At 65.0% G+C, this 19,717-nt stretch carries 14 protein-coding genes; 4 read left to right on the top strand and 10 right to left on the bottom strand.

The features are described 5' to 3' along the window. Nucleotides 1-209: 209 nt before the first annotated feature. Together AB0M45_RS30380 and AB0M45_RS30375 are read right to left on the bottom strand one after the other, a co-directional pair. A complete protein-coding gene (locus AB0M45_RS30380; RefSeq protein WP_364336253.1) occupies nucleotides 210-860 on the bottom strand; it encodes a hypothetical protein in 651 nt (216 codons plus the stop codon). A 132-nt stretch (nucleotides 861-992) separates the two neighbouring features. Next, nucleotides 993-1,637 carry a hypothetical protein gene (locus tag AB0M45_RS30375; RefSeq protein WP_364336251.1) on the bottom strand — a complete coding sequence of 215 codons (645 nt, stop codon included), beginning with the start codon at nucleotides 1,635-1,637 and terminating at the stop codon, nucleotides 993-995. Between the two features lie 314 nt (nucleotides 1,638-1,951). Between AB0M45_RS30375 and AB0M45_RS30370 the strand changes: the two genes are divergently transcribed. After that, nucleotides 1,952-5,128, top strand: coding sequence for a BTAD domain-containing putative transcriptional regulator (locus AB0M45_RS30370; protein WP_364336249.1), 3,177 nt, complete (start codon nucleotides 1,952-1,954; stop codon nucleotides 5,126-5,128). Here the strand turns inward: AB0M45_RS30370 and AB0M45_RS30365 are convergent. Further along, nucleotides 5,112-5,873, bottom strand: a complete 762-nt coding sequence (locus AB0M45_RS30365) for an ABC transporter permease (protein ID WP_364336247.1) — start codon at nucleotides 5,871-5,873, stop codon at nucleotides 5,112-5,114. The two genes, AB0M45_RS30370 and AB0M45_RS30365, sit on opposite strands and share 17 nt — an antisense overlap. Then, a complete protein-coding gene (locus AB0M45_RS30360) occupies nucleotides 5,870-6,814 on the bottom strand; it encodes an ATP-binding cassette domain-containing protein (protein WP_364336245.1) in 945 nt (314 codons plus the stop codon). Before AB0M45_RS30360 ends, AB0M45_RS30365 begins: the two co-directional genes overlap by 4 nt. Before the next feature lie 428 nt (nucleotides 6,815-7,242). On the opposite strand from AB0M45_RS30360, the gene kynU reads away from it, so the two are divergent. Continuing rightward, nucleotides 7,243-8,445, top strand: a complete 1,203-nt coding sequence (gene kynU, locus AB0M45_RS30355) for a kynureninase (protein WP_364336243.1) — start codon at nucleotides 7,243-7,245, stop codon at nucleotides 8,443-8,445. Between the two features lie 40 nt (nucleotides 8,446-8,485). Here kynU and AB0M45_RS30350 read toward each other — a convergent pair whose 3' ends face one another. The 5 genes from AB0M45_RS30350 to AB0M45_RS30330 form a co-directional block, all read right to left on the bottom strand. Then, on the bottom strand, nucleotides 8,486-10,015 hold the full coding sequence (locus AB0M45_RS30350; protein ID WP_364336241.1) for an MFS transporter: 1,530 nt from the start codon (nucleotides 10,013-10,015) through the stop codon (nucleotides 8,486-8,488). A gap of 98 nt (nucleotides 10,016-10,113) precedes the next feature. Beyond that, entirely contained in the window at nucleotides 10,114-10,950 is an 837-nt protein-coding gene (locus AB0M45_RS30345) for an alpha/beta hydrolase fold domain-containing protein (protein ID WP_364336239.1), read from the bottom strand. Between the two features lie 9 nt (nucleotides 10,951-10,959). Then, nucleotides 10,960-12,762 carry an NAD(P)-binding domain-containing protein gene (locus AB0M45_RS30340; protein WP_364336237.1) on the bottom strand — a complete coding sequence of 601 codons (1,803 nt, stop codon included), beginning with the start codon at nucleotides 12,760-12,762 and terminating at the stop codon, nucleotides 10,960-10,962. A 44-nt stretch (nucleotides 12,763-12,806) separates the two neighbouring features. Beyond that, nucleotides 12,807-13,574, bottom strand: coding sequence for a tryptophan 2,3-dioxygenase family protein (locus tag AB0M45_RS30335; protein ID WP_364336255.1), 768 nt, complete (start codon nucleotides 13,572-13,574; stop codon nucleotides 12,807-12,809). A gap of 5 nt (nucleotides 13,575-13,579) precedes the next feature. Next, nucleotides 13,580-15,214, bottom strand: coding sequence for an NAD(P)-binding domain-containing protein (locus AB0M45_RS30330; RefSeq protein WP_364336235.1), 1,635 nt, complete (start codon nucleotides 15,212-15,214; stop codon nucleotides 13,580-13,582). Nucleotides 15,215-15,630: 416 nt separating this feature from the next. Here AB0M45_RS30330 and AB0M45_RS30325 point away from each other — a divergent pair, with 416 nt between their 5' ends. Both AB0M45_RS30325 and AB0M45_RS30320 read left to right on the top strand, forming a co-directional pair. Continuing rightward, complete coding sequence (locus AB0M45_RS30325; RefSeq protein WP_364336233.1) at nucleotides 15,631-16,656, top strand: methyltransferase; 1,026 nt, start codon at nucleotides 15,631-15,633, stop codon at nucleotides 16,654-16,656. Next, a complete protein-coding gene (locus tag AB0M45_RS30320) occupies nucleotides 16,653-18,272 on the top strand; it encodes an FAD-dependent monooxygenase (RefSeq protein WP_364336231.1) in 1,620 nt (539 codons plus the stop codon). The genes AB0M45_RS30325 and AB0M45_RS30320 overlap by 4 nt, the downstream gene beginning before the upstream one ends. A 732-nt stretch (nucleotides 18,273-19,004) precedes the next feature. On the opposite strand, the gene AB0M45_RS30315 is transcribed toward AB0M45_RS30320, so the two are convergent. After that, nucleotides 19,005-19,717, bottom strand: a 713-nt coding sequence (locus AB0M45_RS30315) for an MFS transporter (protein WP_364336229.1), incomplete at its 5' end; no start/stop codon positions are given.

The raw sequence follows: 19,717 nt of genomic DNA, 5'->3' as shown, positions 1-19,717 counted from the left end.
TGAAATGCCGCGACTTCTTCTGTGCCACAAACAACTCCGTTCAGTGTTACCCAATCCTACTTTGGGCCACTGTCCGAGACCCTCCGGGCACCTCATATCACGAAAATTGTGCCTGATCCCCAAGACTGAGCCATCCCATAGACTTCCGATTTCGCTAACTGTCAAGCTGCGGAAGCTGATTCGGTACTGGTGGCGTGGTGACCAGTCGGCTAGCGCCATCCACCGATGGGGTGGTCTGGCACTGGCACTTCCCCGGGACTGTCGAGGCAGAACCAATGCCAGTCGCCATTCAGGTGATGGAAGGCGTCAGACGCGCGAGAGGCGCCGGTAAGCTGGGCAAACCCTCCGCCCCCGCTCGAGCAGTTGCCCGCCCTGGGGCTGGTCCTGAAGTAGATACCCCAGGCGTAGCGGTCCGCACTATCGATGCGGTAGAGCCCGAGCCGGTGACCTTCGAACGTCCGCGGGTCGACACCGTCGCGCACCTGCTGCGCGGCATCATCGAAGCTGTACGCCGAGACCTGCCAGCGGACAGCGATCGGTAGGTCTGCGCTCCACGCAGCCACCGTGAACGCCACCACCAGCGCAGGCGCAAGCAGGGGACTGAGTTCAGGTACCCGAAGCCGCCGGGTTGCGACTACCCGGGTCAGGTAGCCGATGATCACCAAGGACAACCCGAACGACGCGCTGATCAAGAACAACCACAACAGCAACGACTCGGCGCTGTCCGGGGCACTTGCCTGGAGGAGTGCTCCTAGGCAAGACGCAACTGTGCAGGCGAGCAACAGGTACCAGGCGAGCTGTGACCGGAGTCGTCGATTCTCCCGTCGACCAGGAAGGTTGTCGGACGGCGCCGTGGTCATGCCGGAAGCCTAGCCTGCAAGCCGGTTCCCGGTGCACGACGCTGACGTGGCGTCGCGCGGCCCGCTGAGCGGTGTGCGTGGACAGGTCCGGGTACACGCCGCTGGTGCTGTTGCGTTGGCGGATCTGCCGCGTCAGGCGGCGGTGGCGTGCCGGATGATGATGTTGCCGTACGAGTTGCGCGCGTACACCTGCACGGTGTCGTCGTTGTCCTGCGGCCGGTCGACCGGTTGCATCTCGTTCTGCACGGTGCCGTACTGGGCGTTGACTTCCAGCCGCGCCGCGCTGCCCGGGCGGATACCTACCTCCAGCTCGCCCATGGATGTTTCCAGCCGTAGCACGCCCCGCGATGCTTCGTCGATGCGGATGTTGCCTTTGGCGGTTTTCGCGGTCACCGAACCGCGCGGGCGCTCGAGGGCGATATCGCCGGCGGATATCGCCAGGTCGCACTCGCCGAGTTCGCCGGCGCCCAGCAATCGGCCCACACCGGCGGTGCCCTTCAGCCGGGAGCCGGTGGGCACCTCGATGATCACCTCGATCGACGGGTTGCCGCCGAACGGGGCGTATGTCCGCCAGTCTCTCGGCGCTTTCACGGTCAAGGTGCCGGCGACGAAATCGACCCGGGTTTGCTCGGCGGCGCGCACATCACCCTTTTTGGACTCATCGGCCGGCCGGACCTCGACGACGGTGTCGGTCCGGTCGGAGGCGATCACTGTGACGTCACCGGAGAGCACGTCGACGGTAACGGCGATCGGTTCCGGTGTCTCGAATGTGGGCATGGCTGTCCTTCAGCGTGTGAATTGGTTGTTGGTGTCCCAGAAGCTGGAATTGCTGTGCTGGTCACATGAATACTGTCGCCAGCCCGGCTGATACCGGCCTGACGCCGGCCTGACACGCCCGCTGACACGATGTTCGGCCTGGTCACAGCGGACAAGGCGGGACTAAAAGAACCCGGTCTGTAATCATTGGCCGCCCTGCGGCGTCTATTCTTCCGGGGCTGTGATGGTCGTTGGTGGTCGCCGCCATCGGAGCGGCTGTCCTCCGAGGGAGGGTGGCCCGCTGACCGCGAATCGTGCACGGCAGAATAGTCCGGATGCAGATCGGGATGCTTGGACCGCTCGAGATCCGAGTAAATGACGGCGGATTGATCGAGGTACCGGGTACCCGGTTGCGGGCGCTGTTGATCGCCCTTTCGCTCGAACCCGGTCGCGTAGTCCCGAAAGCCACGCTGGTGGACTGGATTTGGGGTGAACAGCCGCCCTCCGACGCGGCGAACGCCTTGCAGGCACTGGTCTCCCGGCTGCGGAGGGTGCTGCCGGACGGGTCGCTGGACGGGCAGGCGGGCGGATACCGGCTGACGGTGCAACCCCGCGCTGTCGACGCCGTGCGGTTCGAACAGCTTCTCGACCAGGCCCGCGGCCGTGACGACGCGCTCCAGGCCCAGCTGCTGCGCGAAGCCCTCGATTTGTGGCGCGGTGCGCCGATGCAGGACGTCGGTATGCAGGACAGCGCGGCTTTCGACGCGGCAGTCACCCGGCTCGATGGACTGCGCCTCGCCGCCATGGAGGATCGGTACGAAGCGGAGATCCGCCTCGGCAGGGGAACGGGGCTGGTCACCGAGCTGACCGAGCTGGTGGCCCGGCATCCGGTGCGGGAACGGCTCGTCGCCGCGCTGATGCGTGCGCTCGGCGCCGCGGGTCGTGGTGCCGAGGCACTGATCGCGTACCAACGTGCACGGGAGGCACTGGCCGACACGCTGGGCGTGGATCCATCACCGGAGCTCTCCGCACTGCACGTTGCGCTGCTGCGCGGCGAAGTGGGTGCGGAAGGAAGAGACCGCAAGACGAACCTGCGGGCCGAGTTGACCAGATTCGTCGGCAAACACGCCGACGTCGCCGTCGTGCGCGAACTCATCGCGGACCATCGGCTCACCACGCTGACCGGGCCCGGTGGCTCAGGGAAGACCAGGCTCGCCCTGGAAACCGCGCGGACCCTGCTCGACGACCTACCGGACGGGCCCTGGCTGGTGGAACTGGCGTCCGTCGGCGCGAGTGGTGACGTGTCACAATCGGCGCTCGCCGCGCTCGGGCTCCGGGATGCGCTGCTCGGCGGCGCACCGAATGCGGAACCGATGGACCGGCTCATCGCGGCGATCCGCGAGCGCGAAACGCTGTTGATCCTGGACAACTGCGAGCACGTGATCGAATCCGCGGCGGCGTTCGCCCACCGGGTGCTCGGGGAGTGTCAGCGGCTGCGGATCCTTGCGACGAGCAGGGAACCGCTCGGCATCACGGGTGAGGCGCTCTGGCAGGTCGCGCCGCTGGCCTTGCCCACAGCGGACGCGGACCCCGGCGAGATCGAGTCCTCCCCGGCCGTTCAGCTGTTGCGGGACCGGGCCGGTGCGGTGCGCAAGGATCTCGCGGCCGATGCCCACAGCCTGTCGACCATGGCGCGCGTCTGCCGGGCGCTCGACGGGATACCGCTGGCGATCGAACTGGCCGCGGCCAGGTTGCGCACCATGTCCCTCGATCAGCTCGCCAACCGCCTCGACGATCGGTTCCGCCTGCTGACGGGCGGCAGCCGTACCGCGCTGCCGCAGCACCGGACGTTGCGAGCGGTGGTCGACTGGAGCTGGGAGCTGCTCACCGACAGCGAACGGATGGTCCTGCGCAGGCTCGCGGTGTTCTCCGGCGGCGCGAGCTTGGAGGCGGCCGAGCAGGTCTGCGCGGGCATGGAAGGCGGGACCGAAGGGCCGGGGGGCGAGAAGAACGTGGCGGTCGAGCGGTGGGAGGTGCTCGAGTTGCTGACCGCGCTGACCGAGAAATCGCTGCTGCTCACCGCGGGGGACAGCGGACCGCGCTATCGGATGCTCGACACGATCAAGCAGTACGCCCTGGACCGGCTCGTGGAAGCGGGGGAATCGGATCCGGCGCACCGGGCGCATCTCGCGTACTTCACCGGACTCGCCGACACCGCGGAGCCGTATCTGCGCCGCGCCGAGCAGTTGGAGTGGCTCGCCACGCTCGAAGTCGAGCACGACAACATCGCTGTCGCGATGCGTGGCGCGCTCGCGGCCGGCGACGCCGCCGGGGCGATGCGCCTCGCGGCGGCCGCGGGCTGGTACTGGTGGCTCAGCGGGCACAAGGCCGAGGGCATGGAGCTGATCACCGCGGCCGCCGACATGTCCGGCGAGGTGGACGACGAGACCCGAGCCCGGGTGTTCGGCCTGGTCGTGCATTTCATGAACTCCGGGCCGAGTGACGAGACCCAGGTGGAGGAATGGGTCCACAAGGCATACCAGTTCAGCCGACGCAGTCAGGCCCGATACCCGCTGCTGGGATTCGTGGCCGCGCTGGAACGCATGTTGCAGGGCCCGGACGCGAAGCTGTCCGCGTTCGAACCGCTACTCACCGATGACGATCCCTGGGTGCGTGCGCTGGCCCGGCTCCAGCTGGGCAAGATGCGGATCGTGCTCGGCCAGGATGGGCGGGACGCGGAGGCGTATCTCGAGACGGCGCTCGCCGAGTTCCGGGCCATCGGCGAGCGCTGGGGGATTTCGTTCGCACTGACCGAACTGGCGATTCGGATCGCCACGCGCGGCGACTTCGCGGGTGCGTGCGAGCACCTCGACCAGGCGATCGCGGTGGTCACCGAGGTCGGTGCAATCGAGGACGTTTTCCTGATGCGGGCGCGGCAGGCTCAGCTGTACTGGCTGTTGGGCGACGCGGAGGCGAGCGCGGCCGCCATGGCCGAGGCGCAGCGGTACGCGGATCGGTCCGCCTGGCCGAACGCACTGGCCGAACTCGCCCTGGCGAAGGCGGAGCTGGCCCGTTGGAGCGGCGACACCGCGCAGGCATACCGGCAGATCGACGTCGCGACAACCATGTTGAGCAGTGATGCGGAGTCCGTGTACATCAGCGCGGTGACACACGACCTGCTCGGCTACCTCGCAGACGGTCTCGACGAAGCCCGGGCACAGCACGCCGCCGCCTTCCGCGCGGCATGCGCCGCGGGATACGCGCCCCTTATCGCCCAGGTCCTCATCGGGATCGCGGATTTGGCGCTCCGTGCAGGCCAAAACGAGCAAGCCGTGCGGCTGCTCGCGGCGAGTGCGGGAGTACGCGGACTGCCCGATCATTCCCGACCGGATGTGGCCCGGATCGAGCAGGCAGCACGACATCGCCTCGGCGAAGCACGCTTCACCGAGGCGATGGGGGAGGGCGCACAAGCGAGTTGGCGTGAACTGGTTGCGACTACGCTCGCTTGTTGAACGCGGCACGCGACCACAGGTACCCGACGAAGGCGAACCCGGCACACCAGGCGAGCGCGGCGGCCGTGTAGCCGCCGGACGGGTGGCCGGCGAGGAATCCGCGCAATGCTTCGATGATCGGCGTGAAGGGCTGATACTGCGCGAACTGCCGGACGCCCTGTCCCATCTTGTCGGCCGGTACGATCGCGGTGCTCACGAAGGGCAGCATGATCAGCGGTACCACGCCCATGCCCGCGGATTCCGGAGTCTTCGCGGCCATTCCCAGCGCGACCGTGAGCCAGGAGGCGGCGAAGGACGTCGCCGCCATGATGCCGATCGCGCCGAGCCAGTCGAGTGCGCTTGCAGGCGGCCGGAACCCCAGCGCGAAGGCCACACCGAGGACAGCCGCAATGGCTACCGCATTGGTCAGTATGGTGGCCACGACGTGACCGGTCAGTACGGCGCCACGGGAGACATCCATGACCTTGAACCGGTTGATGATGCCCTTCGACATATCGGAGCTCACCGCCACCGCGGTACCCGACAACCCGTAGCTGATGGCCAGCAGGATCATTCCGGGTGTCGCATAGTCGATGTAGTCACCGCCGACGTCGAAGGCGCTGCCGAACACGTACACGAAGATCAACATCATCACGACCGGCATCAGCGCCGCGTTGAACACCGTGACCGGAGTCCGGGCGATGTGCTTGAAGTTGCGACGCAACATGATCGACGAATCGGCCAGCGGTGCGGAAATGGTGCTCATAGTGCGGTGACCTCCGTGGTCGTGCGACCGGTCAGGGAAAGGAAGACATCATCGAGGTCGGGGGTGTGGACGGTGACCTGCTCGGCCTCGAGCGAGGATTCGGCGAGCCGATCCAGCAGGTGGCGCAAGGATTTCGTCCCGCCGTCGCCCGGCACCCGCAAGATCAGCGCCTCATCGTCCCGGATGGAGCCGGGCAGGATCCGCACCGCCGCATCCAGTTCCATGACGTGGGTGAACCGGAGCCGGATGTGGCTGCCGGGCACTCGGCGCTTGAGGTCATCGGGCGTGCCTTCGGCGACGATGCGGCCCTGGTCGAGTACCGCGATCCGGTCGGCCAGCTGATCGGCTTCCTCGAGATACTGCGTGGTGAGAAAGATCGTCACACCATCGGTCGTCAGATCCCGCACGATGTCCCACATCGTGCGACGGCTACGCGGATCCAGCCCTGTTGTCGGTTCGTCCAGGAAAACGATGTCCGGCCTGGTGACCAGCGTCATCGCCAAATCCAGCTTCCGGCGCATACCCCCGGAATAGGTCGCCGCCCTCTTTCGCGCCGACTCCACCAGATCGAACCGCTCCAGCAACTCGGTGATCACCCGCTGGCCCTTATCGCCCCGCAGACGGTGTATATCCGCCATCAACTGCAGGTTCTCTTCTCCCGTCAGCAGATCATCCACCGCCGCGAACTGGCCGGTGACACCGATCGCCGCGCGCACCGCCTTGGTCTCGGTTGCAATATCGTGCCCGGCAACGCGCGCCGTGCCGCCATCGGCCTTCAACAGCGTGGTCAGCACATTCACCGTCGTCGTCTTACCCGCCCCATTCGGACCGAGCAGAGAAAAAATCGTACCGGCACCGATATTCAAATCAATGCCATCGAGGACGACCTTGTCTCCGTACGCCTTCCGCAGCCCAGAAGCTGCAATTACTGAATTACTCACAGGAACACTGTCGCCAGCCCGGCTGATACCGGCCTGATACCGAGCTGACACGCCCACTGAGACGGCGTTCGCGTGCGACCGCCGCCATCGCACAGCGACGTCGCCCTGCTGGCGGCGGAGCCGCGCTATCAAGCCGGCGCTGTCGGGCGTACGTCGCGCCAACCTTCGCAGACAATGCTGTCGATACTGGCGTGTTCTGGGAGCCAATTAGTTTCTGTTATCAGCCTCAGGCACCATCTACAGCCCCGGCCCCTGTTTCCGCTCGATCATTCATCGCCACAGATTGCGATCGGCGGTTGCGTCGTTCGAACTCGATCGGATGCGCCTGCCAGGGGGCTGAGCTGCGGGCGCCTGCGGGGCCTGCACTGCTGGGAATACAGGTCACGGCGCATACCATATTCAGCAAGGAGTAGAGGGAGCGTCGATTCATGTCGGACCCTTGGCGCGCGGAACAACTCGATGCCGCCGATCGTATTGCTGGACTACGCGAGCGTTTCAGCCTGCCAGCAGACGTAATCTATCTCGATGGCAACTCGCTCGGCCCGTTGCCGGCGCATGTCGCCGAGCGGGTCGATCGCACAATTCGCGAGGAGTGGGGTCGGCATCTGATCGCCGCATGGACATCGGACGGATGGTGGTCGGCGCCAACGCGAGTCGGCGACCGGATAGGTCGGTTGATCGGTGCCGCGCCCGGGCAAACCGTGGTCGGAGATTCGACATCGGTTCAGTTGTTCAATGCGCTGGTTGCCGCAGCACGACTGCGGCCGGGACGTGGGATCGTCGTCATCGATTCCATCCACTTTCCGACCGATCGATACATGGCCGCATCGGTGGCAAGGCTGTTGGACCTCCGCGTGATCGCCGTCCCCGCTGCGGCGCTCGACGCAACCTTGCACCGGTATGCCGAGGACATCGCTGTGGTGGCGTTCGGCGCAGTCGACTACCGTACTGGGGAACTGCACGACATCGCGACGATCACTCGAGCGGTCCATCATGTGGGAGCGGTGGCGGTGTGGGATCTGTGCCATGCGGTCGGGGCGGTGCCACTCGATGTCGACACCGCCGACGTCGACCTTGCGGTCGGATGCACCTACAAGTACCTGTGCGGCGGGCCCGGTGCCCCCGCGTTCATCTATGTTGCCCAACGTCATCAGGCAGCCTTCGATCATCCCCTGATCGGCTGGAACGGCCATATGGATCCGTTCGCGATGGAAACGGAGTATCGACCGAGCGACGGCATTGCCCGGGCCAGGATAGGCACACCGCATATCCTTTCCCTATCCGCTCTCGACGCCGCTCTGGACGTTTTCGACGACGTCGATATCGGAACCGTCCGCGAAAAGAGCCTCGGCCTGGCCGACTACTTTCTGGACGAGCTGGACGAGATCGTCTCCAGTGGTGCACTCGATCTCGTCACACCTCGGGAACACTCCCGCCGGGGAAACCAATTGACGTTCCGATACGACGACGCCGATGCCATCGAGATGGCACTCCGCCGCAAGGGCATAATCTGCGACGTCAGACCACCGAACCTTGTCCGCTTCGCCTTCAACGGACTGTTTCTCTCGTATGCCGACATCCACCGCGCCGCTGACAGCGTGCGCGGGATCAGCCATTCAACCCGAGAGTGACCTATTGGAAATTCGGCGCTCTTCGATCATTCGGACAGCACTACTCTCTGGCAGCGCTCGGTGCGCCGTCTGGCGAGAGCTCGCCGACCCGGCCCAGCACCCCCGCGGATAGATCGGCCTCGGGCAGCGGTTGTCCCGCGGTCTCCCGACCGGTGCGGGCGAAGACTATACCTGCCGCGGCGGCGGGGACGGCGATGAGGAGCGCGATGAGGCGGGGCGTGACGATGGCTGCCAAGGTTCCTACGAACGGTGGGGCGATCATGCCGGCGGCCTTGCTGGCGGCGGCGGCCAATCCACTGCCGCTGCCGCGCAACAGGGTGGGGTAGATCTCGGCGGCATAGGGGCCGAGCATGGCGATCATGCCTCCTGTGCTGGTGAGCAGCGCGGCCACCAGGACAGTAAGCAACCAGCGTGGCGTTCCGGATCCGGTAGTGAGAACGGCGAATCCGACGAGCGTGACGGCTGTCGAAACGGCGTAGAGGATCATCGATCGCCGACTGCTCCATCTGCCGTACAGGTATGCGACGAGCAGTGTGTTGGGGATGGCAAGCAACGCGCCGAGGAACAACAGCTCCCCCGTGGCGAGATCGTCTGCCTGGCCGCGCAGGAATATCGGCAAGAACGTGATGAAACCCCAGTTCACCAAACCCCAAGCGAGGCCGTACAACACGATTGCGAGAGTCGGGCCGGTGTAGGGGGCTTGGAAAAGCCATCGCAGTCGCGTCGCCCGCACCGCAGAGGAGCGCTCGGTGCCGGAATGTGAGGGCGGAGTGGACGATTCCGGAGTCGACAGCGGTTTCACCCCGAAACGATCCATCACCTGTTGAGCGTCGGAGAGCTGTCCGTGCGCGGCGAGGAACCGTGGCGACTCCGGGATCCATCGGTTGAGCAACAACAGCAGCAGGCCGGTGGGCAGGCCGAGGAACCAAAGGATCCGCCAGCCGAAGTGCGGTTCGAATGCCGCCGCGGCACCGCTGGCGACCAGGTAGCCACCAGTGGTGCCGAGTCCGGTGAGTAGTACGACGATCAGGCCTCGTCGGCTGGCCGGCATGACTTCCGACAGCAGCGAGTAAGCAACGGGCAGAAAACCGCCGGCCGAGGCCCCCATCAGCAGGCACATCACCAGGTTCCACGCGAAGCTGGGCATGGCGCCACAGATTGCCGTGCTGACGAACAGAAGTCCGGACAACAAGATGGTCGGTCGTCGTCCGATGCGGTCTGCCAGCACACCCCACGCGATCGATCCGATGGTGGTTCCGGTCAGCGCGACCAGTGGCAGTATCGACGCCTGAGCCGTGGATATCCGATACTCGGCGGCAAGGCCGGGCAGAACGAAGCCGAGGGTGGCGGGCTTCATCGTGTCGATGACCATTCCCAAGGTGAGGACGATGGACAGACCGACGTGGGCAGGGCGCAGGGCGGTGTTGTCGAGTGTGGTGAATTCGACGGCACGCACGGACGAGGGGACCGTGGATCGCCCCGGCCAGCAACCGCGGACCGCAGAGAGAAAGCCGAGGACGATCAACAACATGCCGACCTGCATCTGCGCCGAGGCCGGCATGCCGCTCATCTGGTACGCCATATGCGCTGAGGCAACGAAATCGGGGACGTGCAAGGAAACCCCGAGAGCGATCGCGGTGACCCCGGCCCAGAATGTGACAGGACGGCTCAGCATAGTTGCCCCCAGAGGCGGTCCATTGCGGCGCACCATTCCGGTCCTCGCGTATCGACGACATCGAAGTGGCCTGCATCGGATGATTCGATCAGCTCGACGGAGTCACCGGCGGCTCGCGCCGCGGCAGCGTATGTCCTGCTCTGCTGGATCGGAACGTCCTGATCTGCACCGCCATGGACGAGGATCACGGATAGGCCGAGCGGCAGCAGATAGTGCGGTGAGCTGAGGTGGTACCGCTCCGGCACCTCGTCCGCATGCCCGCCGAGCAGAGCGGCGACCGCTCCCGCCGGGCACAGCGAGGCCGACGTGACCGGATCGGCCTCGGTGGCACCGAGCCTCTGCATGTCGGCGGTGTGCAGATCCAGCACACCGGCCAGCGCCACAGCGCAGGCGATGGGTGTTCTCGGTGGACCGCCGATGGGCAGGGGAAGACGAGTCCGCGCGGCCAGCCACAGCGCTAGCTGGCCGCCCGCCGAGTGACCGACGGTGACGACACGAGTCAGGTCGAGACGGGTACCTTCGGGCAGTCTCCACGAACCTGCCTGCACCGTCATCAGCGCCAGCAGGTCGACCGCCGCGGCGGCATCGAGCAACGTGCCGGGCCAGCCGCCGCCGGGCTCCCCGAGGCGCCGGTACTCGAGGTTCCATACTGCGTATCCGCGACCGACAAGGTCCCAGACGAGAGGAGCGAAGTAACTGCGGTCGTAGGTCGCCTTCCAGAATCCGCCGTGCACGAGCACAGCCACTGGGTGTGGACCGGCGGTTTCGGGCATCGACAGATCCGCGACCTGGCTCGGCTGGGGTCCGTACGGGATCGTGACCGTGGTCATGGTCCCTCGTTACCGCTGCTCGTAGTCTGCGGGCACGTCCCGATCTCTGGCACCTGTGACGGAGTCGGGAAGGACGAAGGTGCACCTCGCCCCGGCCGCGCGTTGGCGGCTCCGTGCTTCGATCTCGTCAGGGCTGAGCGTGAGAAGCAATTCCGCGGGGATATCGGACCGATAGATCTCTTCGTTGTATTCCACGCCACCGACACCCAGGATGCGGGCGAGGAAGTTCTTGACCCGGCTCTGGTGCGCGTCGGGCGGCAGCGTATTGTCGTAGTGGAAGTCGAAGCGTAGTACCAGATTCTCGTTGAGATGCAGTTCTTCGACGAATTCACCGTTCCGATAGTGTCGCAGCACAGGATGCAGGAAGGCGCTGCACCCCGGCGTCCCGAAGTCGGGCGGTAGAACGAAGTCCAAGGGGTGCAAGGTCGGTAAATACTGGTCGAATCCGTATTCGAGCGTGATCACCACGATATTTTCTGCCGCCTGCAGGTCGTCGCGCTCCAAGACACCTTCGAACGGCAGCTCGTAGAGGTACCGAATGGAATCGCGGCCTATGTCCATGACATCGCACAGCACACCGAATTGCTGGTACAAGCCCGCGGAAACACTGACCCGTTCGACCAGGAAGTCGGCAACTCCGCTCACATCGCCGTCATCCTGGAGTGGGAAGGTTTCGTGCGGGTACGGCACCCCGTGATTCTTTTCCTCGAGCAGCCGGACCAGCGAACGGATATTGTATCGAAAGCCATGTATGAACGAGGAAGCAGCCTTGTGGTCCCGGTATTGCATCGTGGTACCGATGCAATACAGATTCGGCACGCTCGTCTCCCAGTTCGGACTCAGGACGAAGAACTTACCGCGATCATCCACGTCGGGTGCCGTGCCGTCGGCAAACAGTGCGCGATCCGCATATCGCCATCCGGTGCACCTGATCACCTCGTCGTAACTGAATTCGGCGCGGTGGAGGCGAGGTGGATCCCAGTGCCGGAACTCGGTCTCGAGTGTCAGCTCGTACCCACCTGCCGGATTCTTCCGGATCGTCTTGATCACGAAGGCCATCGTCGCATGCAGGGACTTGAGCTGGTACATGTCCAGTATGTTGTTGTTGACCGCGCGGAGGTCGCCCGCGTAATGGGTCTGCCAGGAGTGCCGGACCTGCTGCTTGACGAAGACGTGCACAATCGATGCGTGTCCGGCGATATGGTTGGCCACCTCGAAGGCCGAGTTACCCCGGCCGATGATCGCCACCCTTTTGTTCGTGTAGTCCGCGGGGTCCAGGGAATGATCCTCGTAGCCCGGCACAGTCTCGATTCCGTCGATATCCGGAGGGATCCACGGCTCGCGAGCACCGGTTGCCAGAAACAAGTACCGGCAGCGATAGGTATTGCCGTCACCGTCGGTCAGTGTGAATCCCCGGTCCGGCTCGGGCTCGATACGCACGATTCGGCAGGAGAAACGAACTCGAAGATCGAAGTGCGCTGCGTAATCATGCAGGTACCGGCGCAACTCGTCTCGATCAGGGAACAGATCGTCCGAATAGTCCGGGAAACGCGGACCGGAATCATCGGATAGCAGCGAATTCCAATCGTGCCGCATGTTGAATTCCGGTTCGGGGAAATAGTTGTACCGCTTGTTGATCGACAGCAAACTGCGATGCCGGGGAAACGTGTCGAAGAAGCTTCCGACGTCGCCCGCCGCCTCCAAGATCACATAGTTCCGGTTCGCGGCGGCCAGATAGTATCCCATTTGAAGGCCCGCGGGACCCGCACCGACGATAATGTACTCGTACTGTTCAGCTGATTCGCTGGTCATGAGTCCGTACTCCCTGATTGCGTGATGTGCGTTCGCCGTCGGTGTCAGAGGCCACTGCGGGCCTCCCAAAGCTCGGGGAAGAACCTCAGGTGCAGCCTCGACCGCAAATAGCTGGTGCCGGAGGAACCGCCGGTACCCGGCTTGTGCCCGATCTGTCGTTCCACCATGAGCACGTGTCGCAGGCGCCAGGCAGCCGCGGCCTGGTCCAGATCGATCAATGCCTCGGCGAGTCGGCGCAGTTCGGCCACCTCGTCGCCACCCCGGTAGAGCAGGCGTGGGTCGGTGATGTCATGGCGGCCCAGCACCGCAGCGAATCTCTCGCGCACGCTCGGTTGAGCCAGCCTGCGTCGCAGGCGATCCTCTTCTTCGGGGGTCAGCCGGGCCCGCTGCAGATAACCGGCATCCTCGAGGCCGGCGAGGAACTCGATCTCACGGAACTGCTGCGACTCGAAGCCGCTGCCGCCGGTGAGTTGACCGCGGAAGGCCAGGTAGTCCGCGGGCAGCATGGTGTCCAGCACCGCCCACTGCGCGGTGAGCATTTCCCACATCCGGGTCAGCCGGTGCAGGAGGCGTGCGGCCCGATCGAACCGCTCGCTGTCCAACGCAGCGCGCACATTCTCCAGCTCGAAGATCATCGCCTTGAACCACAGCTCATGCGCTTGGTGAGCGATGACGAACAGCAGCATATCCGGCGCCACCGGGGTCGGCTGCAGGCTGAGCAACTCCGGCAGCCGCAGGAACTGCGCATAGCCCGGGCCGTCGGGGGAGGTTCGCGTGTGTGGCAGGTTCGGGTGAACTGCGGGGCCGACCATGTCGATCACGCACCTGGCAGGCTCACGCCGACACCGTCGGCGGCCGCATGCATCGACGCAAGGAAGGCAGTCAGCGGTGCCACATGCTGCCGCTCGTGGTAGGCATGTATCGGGACGTCCGCGGGTCTGCGCATGTCCGGGGCAAATTCCGGGTGGTAGACACCGAGCAGATCCTCGAGGACATGATGGGTAGCCACGACCTGGCCGTACCGCCATTGCCGCACTACAGGATGCAAGAACACGCTTTCGGCAGCGTCGGCCGCGCTCGGGTGCCGATGGATCGCGAACACGTCGCCCCGGGGACGGCCCCATTCCAAGGTGAAGGTGTAGACACAGCGCCGACTCCGCCAGCGCCCGGGCAGATCTCTCGTCGGCCACTCGCGCCACACTGTCGCGGTGCCGTCGGACGCGATATCGAATACATCGCACAGATAACCGAATTGCAGCCACAACGCCGATGACTGCGACGCCCGACGAAGCATATCATCGGCGAGCGCGGTGGGCTCACCAGAGATTTGCTCGGACGGATACGGCTCATCGAAGTACCTTTCCCGCAGCAGACCGTGCAGAGTCCGCACGTTGTAGCGGAATCCGTCGATGAATCCGGATCCGGCCACTCGAAAATCATCGGCCTGGGCGATCGTCCCCGCGAAGAAGAGTCCGGGTACGTTCACCGATTCCCATGTCGGCGTCAGCTCCGGCAGCCGCTTATCTATGCACAATGCGGGTCGACAAGACGCGTCGAAGATCGATGCATCGAAGCGGAAGCCGGTACAACGAATCACACGATCGTAGCGCAGGATATCCCGTTCCCCGTCGGCATGACTGTATTCAACCGCGACTCGATAGCCGGCCTCGTCTTGCGAAATATCTGTGACCCGGCAATCCAGGATCGCATTCAGCAACTTAAGCTGGTACATGTCCAGCAGCCGCGCCAGGTGTAATCGCATACCACCCGGATGATGCGTACGCACCGCGAGCCGGACAGGTTCCGGGCTTGCCATATGCACTATCGCGGCGCTTTCCACCGCAGCTTCGGCGACTTCGGCCGCCGAGTTTCCCTTGCCCAGCACCAGAACTCGCTGACCGCGGTAGTCCTCCGGTTTCAGCGAGGCCGTTTCATACCCCTCGCACAGGTCTATGCCAGGAATCCCCGGGACGTAGGGCTTGGTCCAGCCGGATGCTACGACGAGAAACCGGCAGCGAAGAACTTCGCCACCAGCGATCTCCACTTCGAATTCTTCGTCCCCGGTCTTTCTGATCATTCGCACGCGCGATTCCGTACGCACCGGGACGTGGTATCTCCGCACATATTCGTCGAGATAGCGCACCATGGCATCGGCGGGCGGATACAGGTCTGCACTGAAGTCACGGAACTGCAGCACCGGACCGGCTGCCGACTCTTCGGTCAAGATCGAGTTCCAATCCCACCGCAGATTCAGCTCGGGATCGTCCCACAATGTACCGACCTTGTTGAAGGATATGAGCCTGCGACTGCGCGGATACCGGGCGAAGAAATCGCCGACCCGAGGCGCCCCCTCCAGCACCTGCACCCGCGCGCCGCCCGCCGCGAAATGTGCCCCCACCTGAATTCCCGCCGGCCCGGCACCGACGACAAGGCAGTCCAGCTTCTCGGCCATGCCAAACCCTCATCAAATCCGGAGCGTTGTATCAACTCGATTCACGCTCGACAGGCCGAGACGCTAACCCGCAGCAAAGCAGCGGTCAACCCACGGATCGAAGTGGACCACTGGAATAGACAAGGGCTGTCTCGGCCTGAATATGTTCAGTAGCAACGGATTTGCTGCAGAACGACCATGCAGGTCGCCTCGCCCCTGGGGAGGCGTGGCGCAATGTATTTACAATCCCTTGATGTCAGCACCGCGTTCGGCTGCCGGATGGGCCGCGGCGGTTCTCCAAAAGAATTGTAAAAAGTGACCGCACACCGTAGCAATCCGGTTGGAGTGAGAGGAGCCTACTTACACCCTGTGCACCGTTTACTGGGCAGTAACCGATCGCTCGAAGTTCGGGCAAGACCTTCGCGAAAGACCGCACCATGGACACTGACTCCCACGATCCCGGACCCGATCGCACCATACTCGACCTCACCCTCGGCTACCTGGCCAGCGCGGCCATCGGCGCGGCCGCCAGACTCGGAATCGCCGACCATCTCCTAGAGCACCCCCGCACGGCAACCGAGTTGGCGGCGTTGACCGGCGTCGATGCGTCGGGTATGCAACGAACTCTCCATTTTCTCGCGAGCACCGGGACCTTCTATGAGGACGGCAGCGGCCGCTTCCACCTCACTGCGGCCGCCGAGCGACTGGTGACAGAATCGCCGCGGTCGCTGCGTGACGCCGTGATCTTCCTTACCGAGCCGATGTTCTGGCAAACCGTCGGACAGTTCACCCGCACTCTGCAGCGCGGCCGCACCGCCTTCGACGAGGTCTTCGGCGTACCGCTGTGGGAGTACCTGACGCTGAATCCCACCGCCGCAGGCATCTTCGACGCCGGCATGGCCAGCTATTCCGCGCCCCAGGATGCCGCCATCGCCGGCACCTACGACATATCCGGAATCAATCAGATCGTCGACGTCGGCGGTGGACGCGGCGGGCTGCTGTCATTGCTGCTGCATCGGAATCAGCATGTGACCGGTATTCTCTACGACCGTAAGCCCGTTCTCAGCGAGCATCTGCTCGACGTCCCGGATCTGGCCGGACGCTGGACCGCCGTAGCGGGCGACTTCTTCGAATCCGTGCCCACCGGCGGCGACCTGTACATCCTCAAACACATCCTGCACGACTGGAACGACGACGAATGCGTCAGCATTCTGCGCTGCTGCCGCAACGCCATGTCCGCAGGCAGCCGTCTGCTCGTCGCCGAGACCATCGTGCCGCCGCCGAACACGCCGCACTACGTGTGGTCGCTGGACATGCTGATGATGGCGATGCTCACCGGGCGGGAGCGCACACGGGAACAGTACGAACAGCTGTTTACTGCCGCTGATCTGAGACTGACTCGCGTCCTCACGACCGCAACGTACAGTTCGATGGCGATCATGGAAGTAGAGGTTCTCCGGTGAACGAAGTGCCGGTCCTGATCGCTGGCGGAGGCCCGGTCGGTATGACCCTGGCCCTGGATCTGGGCTGGCGGGGGGTCCCGTGCCTGCTGGTCGAGGAAACCGATAGGACGCTGGCTGTGCCGCGGGCGAGTTCGGTCAGTGCCCGGTCGATGGAGCACTTCCGCAGACTGGGCATTGCCCGGCGAATACGGTCGTCTGGACTGCCAACGGACTACCCCACCGACGTCAGCTACCGCACCCGGATCCGCGGCCCGGAACTGCACCGGATTACGCTGCCCTCCTCGGCCCAAGTCCTCGCCGCCGGAGGTCGTGACCACACCAGCCCCACCGCCGAACCGGCGCACCGGATCTCGCAGCTGTATCTCGAACCGATTCTCCTGGAGCACAGCCGCAACTGCCCCCACGTGCGCGTCGAACGAGGGACCAGACTCGAGGGTTTCGAGGAAACCGCAGACGGGATCCGGGCAACAGTTCGCTCGCTGTCCACGGGTATGACCCGGGTCGTGCACGCCGATTATCTGGTGGGCTGCGATGGCGGCAACAGTCTGGTCCGTCGGCGGCTGGGCGCGAAACTCACCGGCACCGACACCGTGTTCAAGGCCGTGTCCGTCTATTTCCGGGCACCCGAGCTTGCCGAGATCATCCAGCCACGCACCTGGATGACCTGGTCGGTCAATCGCGACGCGTTGTGCGTCACCGTCGCGATCAATGGACACGACATGTGGCTCGTTCACGCGTTCCTGCCGGCCGACACCGACACCCGTCTCGTCGATCCTGGAACGCTGATCACGCAGGCCATCGGCTCAGCAACACCCCGCGAGATAGTCGGCGTCGAACGGTGGACCGGACGCAGGCTCATCGCCGACCGCTACGGCAGTGACCGCGCGTTCATTGCCGGAGACGCCGCTCATCTCTGGATACCCATGGCTGGAATGGGGATGAACACGGGCATCAGCGAGGCGGCGCACCTCGCCTGGATGCTCTCCGCGGTCCACGCCGGCTGGGCCGGCCCGAGGCTACTAGCGGCCTACGAAGCGGAACGGCGCCCCGTCGCGGAGACCATCTCGGGCTTCGCCACCGGTATCGGCAAGGCTCTGCTCGATCTGGTGACCGCCGATGTCGACGAGGACGACAGCCCCGTCGGCGAAGCCTCACGCCGACAACTCGGACGAGACGTGGCCATCGCCGACCAGGACCAGTACCGGCCGATCGGGCTGAGCTTCGGCTACCACTATTACGGCTCACCCTTACTCGCCGAGGACCAGCCACCACCGGAATTCACCATCAGCACCTACCATCCCTCCACGGCGCCGGGTGCCCGGCTGCCGCATCTCACCCTCGCCGACGGCACCGGAGTCTACGACCACCTCGGCCAGGACTTCACCCTCCTGCGGATCGGCCAGAATCCCCCCGACCCCGAACCGATCCTGCGCGCGGCCGCCGAGCGAGCGGTACCGGTCGCCGTCCTCGACCTCCCCTCCGACGAGGCGGTCGAACGGTACAGCAGACGCCTGATTCTGGTCCGGCCCGACCAGCACGTTGCGTGGCGCGCCGACGCCGTACCGGCACAGCCGGAATCGCTCATCGACCGAATCCGCGGCGCGGGCTTGGAGTGATCGCGCGCCGCGAAAGCGGCTCAACTCCCGCGCACCGCCACAAAATAATCCACGACGTCCTGGATCACGATGCTCCGTTTGTCCTGTCCAAGGAGATGCTGGCGGTCTTGGCTCGCTAGTGTTGTCGACCACGGTTTGCTGGGCCGCTCCGCCATCTTGGTGATGACACCGTGCCGGCGCGGGCGACCGGACTGGTGCAGAAAACAACGAAGTTCCCGTAGGCCCCGGGTCTCGAGCGAGGCCGGGATCCTCGGTGGCGTGATCACCCCATTGGGCTTGTCGTGGCTGGAACCGCTCCTTCGCGACGCAGCGTCACGCTCAGGAAGCTCACGCAGCCGCGTCCCGCATGAGTGGGTCAGAACTTGATTCGGCTATCCCGTTGTGGCGCAGACGAATACGTATCTCGTACCCTGGTTGCAGCTACGGGTAAGAGTGAGGTCGGTGAAGCGCTTTCTATTTCTGATCATGGCGGTGATCGTCGCGGCGTCGACGTACGATTACGCCGGATCCGCTGGCCACTACGGCCTCGTCGTCATCGTCGGAGTCCTCGCTGCCCTCCTACTAGCTGAGAGGTTCATCGGATAGCGCAACGCGAAACGATCCGGGGTATGCACTGGCGGTGCTGGCCCAGATCGGCTGGGATACACCGGAACCACGCGCAGCGGCAGGCCCGCTGCGCGGCGCTGAGCGAGCAGTTCGGGCAGGCGCACTGGTACGGCCCCGTAGTTAGGGCTATGGCAAAGCCCGGAATTGGTTTTCGGACTCTGCGGACGTAGACGCCGCCCGGAGGGTGGACCCGGTGCGCGCGGTGGTCAGGGTGACCGCCATGGCGGTAGCGATGGCCGCGGCGGCGAGGGCGGCGGTGGCGGGCCAACCGAACCAGCAGACGGCGGCAGCACCGAAGGCGGCACCAAGGCTGCCGCCGACGAAGTAGACGATCATGTAGGCGCTGTTGAAACGAGCTGGGGCGACCGGGTCGATGGCGAGGACCGTGCTCTGGTTGGCTACCTGGGCCGCGAACAGTCCGGCATCGAATAGGCCGAGGCAGATGAGGGTTACGGCGGTATTCGACAGGAAACCGCCCAGCGCTGCCGCGGCGGCGATGGCGAGCACGAGCCCGAGCACGATCACTCGCCGTGCGCCGACGCGATCGGTCCACGCCCCCGAGACGCGGGTGGCGGCGACACCGAGGAGTCCGGCGAGGGCGTACATGCCGATCCGTTCGGGCGAGTACGAGAACGGCGGCTGGGACAGCGCGACGGGGAGTCCGGCCCAGATCGTGCAGAAGGCGAAGAACCACAGGGCGCCGCGACCAGCCGCCAGCCGGAGGGTCGAATACCGGGCATGTAGTCCTGGAAGTCCGCGCAACGTCGCCAGATAGCCCCCAGTGGCGGGGGGCCCGGGAGCGGGGCGCGCGGGCACCGCGCGGGGGGCGCGGTAACGGC

Origin of the sequence: Nocardia sp. NPDC051787 (assembly GCF_040681325.1) — a bacterium.
Taxonomy (GTDB): Bacteria; Actinomycetota; Actinomycetes; order Mycobacteriales; family Mycobacteriaceae; genus Nocardia.
This window is presented reverse-complemented; position numbering and strand designations above follow the sequence as displayed.

What these genes read in the sequence shown, in the direction of transcription:
- AB0M45_RS30380 (WP_364336253.1), bottom strand. Translation starts at nt 860, where the DNA reads ATGACCACGGCGCCGTCCGACAACCTTCCTGGTCGACGGGAGAATCGA.
- AB0M45_RS30375 (WP_364336251.1), bottom strand. Translation starts at nt 1,637, where the DNA reads ATGCCCACATTCGAGACACCGGAACCGATCGCCGTTACCGTCGACGTG.
- AB0M45_RS30370 (WP_364336249.1), top strand. Translation starts at nt 1,952, where the DNA reads ATGCAGATCGGGATGCTTGGACCGCTCGAGATCCGAGTAAATGACGGC.
- AB0M45_RS30365 (WP_364336247.1), bottom strand. Translation starts at nt 5,873, where the DNA reads ATGAGCACCATTTCCGCACCGCTGGCCGATTCGTCGATCATGTTGCGT.
- kynU (WP_364336243.1), top strand. Translation starts at nt 7,243, where the DNA reads ATGTCGGACCCTTGGCGCGCGGAACAACTCGATGCCGCCGATCGTATT.
- AB0M45_RS30350 (WP_364336241.1), bottom strand. Translation starts at nt 10,015, where the DNA reads ATGAGCGGCATGCCGGCCTCGGCGCAGATGCAGGTCGGCATGTTGTTG.
- AB0M45_RS30345 (WP_364336239.1), bottom strand. Translation starts at nt 10,950, where the DNA reads ATGACCACGGTCACGATCCCGTACGGACCCCAGCCGAGCCAGGTCGCG.
- AB0M45_RS30340 (WP_364336237.1), bottom strand. Translation starts at nt 12,762, where the DNA reads ATGACCAGCGAATCAGCTGAACAGTACGAGTACATTATCGTCGGTGCG.
- AB0M45_RS30335 (WP_364336255.1), bottom strand. Translation starts at nt 13,574, where the DNA reads ATGGTCGGCCCCGCAGTTCACCCGAACCTGCCACACACGCGAACCTCC.
- AB0M45_RS30330 (WP_364336235.1), bottom strand. Translation starts at nt 15,214, where the DNA reads ATGGCCGAGAAGCTGGACTGCCTTGTCGTCGGTGCCGGGCCGGCGGGA.
- AB0M45_RS30325 (WP_364336233.1), top strand. Translation starts at nt 15,631, where the DNA reads ATGGACACTGACTCCCACGATCCCGGACCCGATCGCACCATACTCGAC.